Source organism: Micromonospora sp. LOL_013, from assembly GCF_048060315.1.
Classification (GTDB): Bacteria; Actinomycetota; Actinomycetes; order Mycobacteriales; family Micromonosporaceae; genus Micromonospora_E.
Window position 1 is genome coordinate 56,809 of sequence record NZ_JBHMIQ010000038.1, and the last position, 8,014, is coordinate 64,822.

At 64.9% G+C, this 8,014-nt stretch carries 5 protein-coding genes; 3 read left to right on the top strand and 2 right to left on the bottom strand.

Going from position 1 to position 8,014, the window contains the following annotated elements; genetic code table 11:
• Position 1: 1 nt before the first annotated feature.
• Positions 2-1,912: a glycoside hydrolase family 13 protein gene (locus ACFHWS_RS22890; RefSeq protein ID WP_416569005.1), complete on the top strand. Its 1,911-nt coding sequence runs from the start codon at positions 2-4 to the stop codon at positions 1,910-1,912.
• A gap of 384 nt (positions 1,913-2,296) precedes the next feature.
• On the top strand, positions 2,297-4,408 hold the full coding sequence (locus ACFHWS_RS22895; protein WP_416569006.1) for an RNA-binding domain-containing protein: 2,112 nt from the start codon (positions 2,297-2,299) through the stop codon (positions 4,406-4,408).
• A gap of 77 nt (positions 4,409-4,485) precedes the next feature.
• Here the strand turns inward: ACFHWS_RS22895 and ACFHWS_RS22900 are convergent, their stop codons facing one another.
• Both ACFHWS_RS22900 and ACFHWS_RS22905 read right to left on the bottom strand, forming a co-directional pair.
• A complete protein-coding gene (locus ACFHWS_RS22900; RefSeq protein WP_416569007.1) occupies positions 4,486-5,403 on the bottom strand; it encodes a phosphotransferase family protein in 918 nt (305 codons plus the stop codon).
• Positions 5,403-6,800, bottom strand: coding sequence for a helix-turn-helix domain-containing protein (locus ACFHWS_RS22905; RefSeq protein ID WP_416569008.1), 1,398 nt, complete (start codon positions 6,798-6,800; stop codon positions 5,403-5,405). Before ACFHWS_RS22905 ends, ACFHWS_RS22900 begins: the two co-directional genes overlap by 1 nt.
• A gap of 334 nt (positions 6,801-7,134) precedes the next feature.
• Here ACFHWS_RS22905 and ACFHWS_RS22910 point away from each other — a divergent pair, with 334 nt between their 5' ends.
• Positions 7,135-7,707, top strand: coding sequence for an alpha-amylase family glycosyl hydrolase (locus ACFHWS_RS22910; protein ID WP_416569009.1), 573 nt, complete (start codon positions 7,135-7,137; stop codon positions 7,705-7,707).
• Positions 7,708-8,014 lie beyond the last annotated feature (307 nt).

Below are 8,014 nucleotides of genomic sequence, written 5' to 3' on the forward strand. Positions count from 1 at the left end.
TGTGGGCCAGCTGTTCGAGGCGCACCACGACGGATCATCGTTGTATGCGCCGGGTGCCGCCGCCGGGGTAAACCTGGGTGATCGGGTGTCGGTCTTCGTCCGGGTGCCGGCGGGTGCGCGGCCGGTCGACAACCTGTGGGTACGCTCCACAGCCGACGGTGAGCCACGCTTCTCCGAGGCGGTGGTCGACCGGCAGGACCCGAACGGGGACGTGTGGTGGCGGGGCGAGGTGGAGGCCGGTAACCCGGTCACGCCGTACCGTTTCCTGCTCGCCGGCGGCGACGGCCCGGCCGGGTCTGCTGCTGGCGGGTCTGCTGGCGGCGGGTCTGCTGGCGGCGGGGGTGGGCGGCGCTGGTTGACCGGGGTCGGCGAGGTCGACCACGACGTGCCGGACGCCACCGACTTCCGGCTCGTCACCCACGATGCGCCGCCGGCCTGGGCCGCCGACGCGGTGATCTACCAGATCTTCCCGGACCGGTTCGCCCGGTCGGCTGCCGCTGACGGGCGGGAGCTGCCGGAGTGGGCGATCCGGTGCGACTGGGACACCCCGGTCGTCGGGCGCGGGCCGGAGACGCCCTACCAGTTCTACGGCGGCGACCTGGACGGCATCCGGGAGCGGCTCGACCACCTGGAGCGGCTCGGCGTCAACACCGTCTACCTGACGCCGATCTTCCCGGCCCGGTCCAATCACCGGTACGACGCCGCCGCGTTCGACCACGTCGACCCGCTGCTCGGCGGGGACGAGGCCCTGGCGCGGCTGTCGGCGGCGGTGCACGCTCGTGGTTGGCGGCTGCTCGGCGACGTCACCAGCAACCACACCGGCGACGCCCACCCGTGGTTCACCGCCGCCGTGTCGGACGTGACGTCGGCGGAGCGGGAGCTGTACTACTTCGGCGACGACGGCGACTACGAGTCGTGGCTGGGTGTGAAGTCGCTGCCGAAACTCAACTGGGGCAGCGCTGAGCTGCGGCGACGCTTCGTCGATGGGCCAGCCTCGGTGGCGCGGCGGTGGCTGCTGCCGCCGTACGGGTTGGACGGTTGGCGGATCGACGTGGCGAACATGACAGGCCGGCGCGGTGCCGATGCGCTCACCCTGGAGGTGGCCGCCTTGCTGCGTCGGGCGGTCGCCGACACTCGGCCGGACGGGCTGATCGTCGCCGAGCACGGGCACGACTTCACCCGTGACCTGGACGCCGATGGTTGGCACGGCACGATGAACTATGCCGGGTTCACCCGGCCGGTGTGGAGCTGGCTGCGGTCATCATCGTTGGAGTTGCCGGACTTCCTCGGCGTACCGGGTGGGGTGCCGGCCCGGTCCGGGTCGGCGGCGTTGGCGACGATGCGAGCGTTCGGGGCGTTGGTGTCGTGGCGGTCGTTGGTGCATTCGTGGCAGCTGCTCGGCTCGCATGATTCGGCCCGGGTGCGGACGGTGGTGGGGGACGCGGGGCGGCAGGAGGTGGCGGCCGGGTTGCAGTTCACGTTGCCGGGGACGCCGATGGTGTTCGCCGGGGACGAGTTGGGGTTGGGGGGCGACAACGGGGAGGGTTCGCGGACGCCGATGCCGTGGGATCGGCCGGGCTCGTGGGACGGTGCGACGTTCGAGGTGTATCGGGCGTTGGCGGCGTTGCCTCGGGAGGTGCCGGAGCTGCGGCACGGCGGGCTTCGTTGGGTGTACGTCGATGACGACGCCCTGGTCTACCTGCGGGAGTCGCCGACCGGGTCGGTGTTGGCGCTGGCCCGGCGGTCGTCGGGTGCTCTGGTGCGCCTGTCCGGTCTGGTGGCCCCGCCGTCCGCTGCTGCTCCGGCACTGGTCAACCTGTACGGCGGCGCACCACCGCTGCACCCGGCCGCCGACGGCACCCTGACCCTGCCCGCCGCCGGCCCCACCTTCCAACTCTGGCACCTCCCCTGACGCGCTGAACTGCCTCGGCGGGACCATGAGCTGTACGACAGCCACGTCAAACTCGCCTGTCGATATGGCTGGCGTTCAGCCCAGTACCGAAGGTGCTAGCCGCTGGCCGTCGTAGCGCGGCGACCTGTGCCGCGCCGCCATGAGCCCTTTATCCGCCGCGCGCGGATGCGGACCCAACAGATTGGCGAGTCGTTGTCCCAATGGCCGTCCAAGTAAGGCTTCGCTAACTGCGACATTCTATTACCTGTCCAAGGGGCCGCGCATTGCAGTGATATGCGACCAATGGAGAAAATCGGACATTTGCTGCTTGTGCTCAACTTGAGATGGATGGCACGGTGCGTTCGGCGTGGCGCCGGGGCTATCGCCTCCAGTAGGGTGCAGTGCATGCCTCCAAACTTGGATAGATATCGAGAAGCATTTTTTGGCAGATTTCCAGAAGCTGCCAACCTTGATAGGGCATTAAGGACGTCAACCAATAGAACTCCTCTGTTTTTCTTCTACGAATCAAAGGACCCCGACCTCAAAAAATGCTGGCTTGTTCTCGGGCGTTTGGGGCAGGAGATGGAGGCGAGCTTTTCGATAAATGGCGAAGTTCTCCTGCTGTTTAGTCCCTACGACGACTTTCAAAGACGTGCATTCAATAAGCTCTTGAACGAAGCTCGCAAGGAGATTGCGGAAGCGCAGCGTAACATCTATGGTACGGTTCGATTCACGCCCGACTCTCATCTCGCACTGATTTCCTCGAGGGACCCGGCGCTCGACAGGCACATCAAGGCTTGGAATGCAGATAAGTCGTCCTCGCTGGTTGCTAGCATCCCCGGCCTCGATGGTGGTGTAGACTCGATCATATCGACGTTACGAAAGTCGATCGCGACCGTGTTGGGATCGAGGGATCTATACGGCGGCAAGGATCCCGTGTCAGGCAGAGACTTCTTTGGCCGAATAGATACCATACAGGCGGTTTCCGCTGATCTAAGGAGCGGTCGCTCAGTCGGCCTTTTTGGCCTTCGGCGCTCCGGCAAGACATCGCTGCTGCGCGAGTTGCAATTCAGAGAGGAATCAACGGGCCTTGCTCTGATCGTCACGGATCTTGAGTCGGTTGATTCGATCGACGACATCCCCCGTCAGATTTCACAAGACCTCGTTAACGCCTTGCGTGTAATCCGCCAGTCGCGCCCGAGTATTTGGCTCGGACCTGAAAGTGATCATGAGGTTGCAACATTTGGGGCCCTTTCTGCGCGTCTTTCCCGTGTTGCAAGGCAAAACGCCGAAATCCTGTTCGTGGTGGCCATCGACGAGGTGGAGAACCTTCGTCGGCTTAAACGAGAGTCGCCGGACAAAGTCCGGCTCTTTCTTGGCGCGTTGCGGCGAGCGGCTCAGACCTCGGACAATCTGTCGTTGTTCTTCACTGGCCTGACGACAGAATTCTTTGACCAAAGCATGATCTCTGACGAGATCGACAACCCTTTGTTTGGCTTCGTTGACTCACACTACCTTCCGCCGTTCAGTCAGTCGGAGTCGGCTGAGTTGGTGAGGGAGCTAGGGGTCATGATGATGCTCGACTGGTCACCCGAGGCGCTCGCTTCCGTGCATCGATACACGGGCGGATTTCCCTTCTTTGTCCGGGACTTGGCATCGGCCGTACGGAAGCAGGTGCTTGATGAGCAGCCACAAGACTCCGATTTAGTGGGTCGAATTGAGGTTCAAGAAAGGCATGTCGATAGCGCGTACTCATCCTGGACGGACGACGCTGGAAAGAAGTGGTCGGAGATTTTGCGTTCGCTGGCCTCCTATCATTTCGTTATGGTTGAGATGCTTCGCGCAAAAAGTGAGCATGAAATGAATGAATGGCGAGGCGTTGGAGTGGAGGGCGACGCGGCGGTTTCCGCTTTGTGGAAGTTGGGATTTATTCACCTGGATAATGAAAAGCGACCGAGATGGTCGGATAACCTAATTGCGCTCAATTCTCTTGGCGCGAAGGCCGAGTTGCGCGCAGCTGATCTTAAAGAGCGACTCGACCTTCGTCAGCTTCTTGCGCAATCGGAGAGTGCTTGTCTGGAGTTCAAGTCGACCGCTCGGTGGAATCTCCATAGTGGCAAGAAGGATTCCGCTATAGAGGATGCTATCCTCAAGACGGTCGCGGCGTTTCTCAATTCAGATGGCGGAACCCTTATTGTAGGCGTGGATGACAACGGTGGCATCCGGGGAATTGCTGAGGACCTCCAGACCTTCCGTGGCAGCTTGGATCAATACGAGCGATGGCTCATGGGAAGCCTCCTGTCTGATCGCATAGGAACTGAGATTGTCTCTCAATATGTGCGGTTCAAGACCGTGAACCTTGATCCCCATATTGTGGTGGTTCTCGAGGTTGCCAGGTCCGAAAGCCTGGTGTGGGCCTCCATCGGAAGTGACGATGCGCTGTATGTCAGAAATGGCAACGAGACAAGGCAGCTGACCGGAAGAAAGATTGTCGAGTTTGCCCAGTTGCGAAAGTAGCTGCTCTTCCGTGGTCGCCGCAGTTCTTGGTTGTGCCTGGAACACCTGATCTAGGGCTGCGGCATCGCTACCCGACTTCAGCCTGATCGGACCGTGAGGTTGGCGAAGGGGGTCCAGCGTACGGTGTCGTCTTTGTGGCGGGCGGAGGCCAGGCGGACGGCGAACTCGTCGTCGACGCCGGGGGTGCTGGCGAGTAGGGGCACGGCGGCGGCGATCATCTTCAGTTCGCGGGCTTCGCGAAGGGTCGGCCAGGCGGGGTCGGTGGTGACGTCGTAGCCGTACGCCGAAGCGAGGGCCTGGTGGGCACCGGCCCGGCCGAAGTGGATCTCGCCGACGGCGACGGCGGCTAGGTCGACCTGCCACGGGCCGATGCAGGTCGGGTCGAAGTCGCAGAGGACCACGCGGCCGTCCGCTTCGCGGAGCAGATTGCCGACGTGTGCGTCGGCGTGAACCAGGCCGCGAGCCTGAGCGTTCAGGTCCGCGACGCGTGGTGCGAGCCGGTTGCACCAGTCCAACAGGAAGTCTCGGTCGTCGGCGTTCAGCGCTTCCGAGTCGGTGAGACGGGTGCGGACGTCGCCGACCGGGTCCCACTCGGGCAGCGGGAACTGTGGCAAGCCGAGTGAGTGGAACTCGCGGAGTACCTGACCGAGTTCCTCGACGGTCGGCGGTCGTGGCGTGGGGGCGACGAGCCGCCACACCGTTGCGGAGAGGTCGTCGACCCGTACCGGCTGGTTGATGTCGGGGGCGAGGCGGATCGTCGGGGCGTCGACTGCTGCGAACCAGGTTGCCAGGCGGGCGACCTTCAGCGCCCGGTCGTGCAGGGCGTGGGATCGGGTGATGCGGATGACGAGGCCGGCTGAGGGGAGTGCGTACACGGCGTTGTTGGTCATCCGTAGCAGTTGGGCGTCGCCGGCGGCGATGCCGAGTCGGGCGGCGATCTGGTGCATCGCTGCTCTCATCGCCTGCTCGGTAAACCGTCCGGCCGATCCGGTCATCAGGTGCCTACGCCTACCGCAGCTACGGTGCGGGAGAAGTCGGCGACGGTGGACATGTGCGCGTGGCGCTTCAGATCCCGGCGCAGGTTGTGGATGCGGTCCAGGATGCGTGGTGAGCTGAGCTGCCGGGCTTGTTCGATGACGCGAGCGCCGACGGTTACTGCCTCGTCGGGTTCGTCTGCCAGGAACAGTGAACTGCACAAGCTGACGCCGCTGAGCACGCTGCTCCGTACGTTCTGTGACCCCAGCGTGTCGATCGCTTCAGTAACGGTGCGGGTTGCGGCCTCACCGTAGCGGTCGCTTTCTTTTTTCCGGGCGAGGTCGCGGTAGACCCGTCCGTACTGAGCGAGGAGTTCGCCGCGGTCGTAGAAGCGCATCCAGTCTGGTTCGTTGTCCGGGTTGATGCGGTCGAACTCGTCTGTGGCCGACCCGAGGGCGCGTGTTGCCGACGGCCCGTCGCCGAGAGCGGCTATGGAGGCGGCCTCGGCTCCGTGCAGCATTGCGCTGACAGCCGGGGTGACCCGTCGACCTACCTCGTCGCGGGCCAGCCGAAGCGTCTCCAGCGCGTCCTTGTTGTGGCGCAGGTGCTGGAACTGGCGGGCCTGGCAGTAGCGCACCCGCGCTGTGAGCAGAACATCGTTCGCGGCGACCGCCATCCGCTCGGCCAGGAGGAAGTGCCTCTGTGCATCGAGATGTCGGCAGGCGTCGAACGCGGTCCAACCCGCCAGTTGTCGGACTGACGCGACCGACCGCAGCAACCGAGAGCCCACCGATGAGGGGTAGGGCTGATCCAGCATGGCTGACGCGGAGTCGGCCAGGTGTGCGACGTCGCGGTAGAGCGCGCCACCCCCGCGTTCGTAGTCGATAGATCGGTAGAGGGAGATCACGGCGTCGAGCCGGTCGATGTCGCTGTGGCCCACCCGACGCGAGCCGCCATCGGCGGAGCCGCCGAGTAGACCGGCCGAGGCAGCGACCGCCGCGATCCCCTGGAGCAGGGAGCGACGGTTCGTGTCCGGTTCTCCAGCCTCGCCGTGCTCTGGCATCTGCCCGGGTCGCACGTCGTTCCCTGGGAGTACGCCGGCTGGCTCACTCTCATGTCTCGACGATCGGGAGTACACCCTTCGGACCAGGGCGACTGTGGTCCTCAGCTCGCGTGCGGGCCGGAATCCGAGTTCGTCGTCGGTGTCGGCGTTGAGGGCGGTGCGTAGGGCGGTGCGGTAGTCCTCGGCGGGGTAGCGGATCTTGCCGTTTTCGAGTTTGCCCAGGTAGTTGGCGGTGAAGGCGCTGTGGGCTGCTTGTCCGGGGTCGGGGTAGAGGATCTTGTTGACTGCGTCGGCGAGTTGCCGGCGGGTGAGGCCCAGGCGTTCGCGTGCTGCGGTGAGCGGATGGTTCTGCATGACACCCCCGAAGTGTGGCGCTCAACTGATGCGTGACGCGGCGAACTGCCTGTGGCGGTAATCGATTTTGGACAGTATCCCACCTGGTGAATGCCGCCTTCAACCATCTGCGTCGGGCAATTCCTGGCCCTGCCAGGGAATTCGTCGACGACGGAATGTCAAGAGGGGAGGCGGGGGATGGTTCCCGCAACGGGAAGCATCCCTTCCAGTAGCGCGGGAGCGTCGCCAGCCGCCGCCGGATGCCTCCTATGACCGACGGCGGCAGAATCTGCGGAAGCCGCTCTACCGGTCCACGGGGTGTGCCGGCCCGGTCGGGGTCGGCGGCGTTGGCGAAATGCGGGCGTTCGGGGCGTTGGTGTCGTGGCGGTCGTTGGTGCATTCGTGGCAGCTGCTCGGCTCGCATGATTCGGCCCGGGTGCGGACGGTGGTGGGGGACGCGGGGCGGCAGGAGGTGGCGGCCGGGTTGCAGTTCACGTTGCCGGGGACGCCGATGGTGTTCGCCGGGGATGAGTTGGGGTTGCGGGGGGAGAACGGGGAGGGTTCGCGGACGCCGATGCCGTGGGATCGGCCGGGTTCGTGGGACGGTGCGACGTTCGGGGTGTATCGGGCGTTGGTGGCGTTGCGTCGGGAGGTGCCGGAGCTGCGGCACGGCGGCCTTCGCTGGGTGTACGCCGATGACGATGCCCTGGTCTATCTGCGGGAGTCGCCGACCGGGTCGGTGTTGGCGTTGGCCCGGCGTTCGTCGGGTGCTCCGGTGCGGCTGACCGGTCTGGTGGCCCCGCCGGACGCTGCTGCTCCGGCACTGGTCAACCTGTACGGCGGCGCACCCCCGCTACGCCCGGCCGCCGACGGCACCTTGACCCTGCCCGCCACCGGCCCCACCTTCCAACTCTGGCGCCTCCCCTGACGGCTCGCCCGCCCACCGGAACGATCGAGCTGTGCGACGCAAGCCACGTCCACGCGGAGTCAGTGGTGGCTGGCGTACAGCTAAGCACGCTACGAGCGGCACCAGCTGGCCGTCGTCACGCGGTGACTCATATCGAGCCGATAGCGGCGTAATGGTCCACGCCGTCAGCTCCGGTGGTCCGTGACCACGGATTCCCAACGCCTTGCGTAAAGGTTGGCTGCTTAGGGCTGACGAGGAAAAGGCTCGCCTAGGGCGTGTATCAAAGTCGGTCACAGCCACTCGTTGATCGCCGCGACCTGCACGGTCG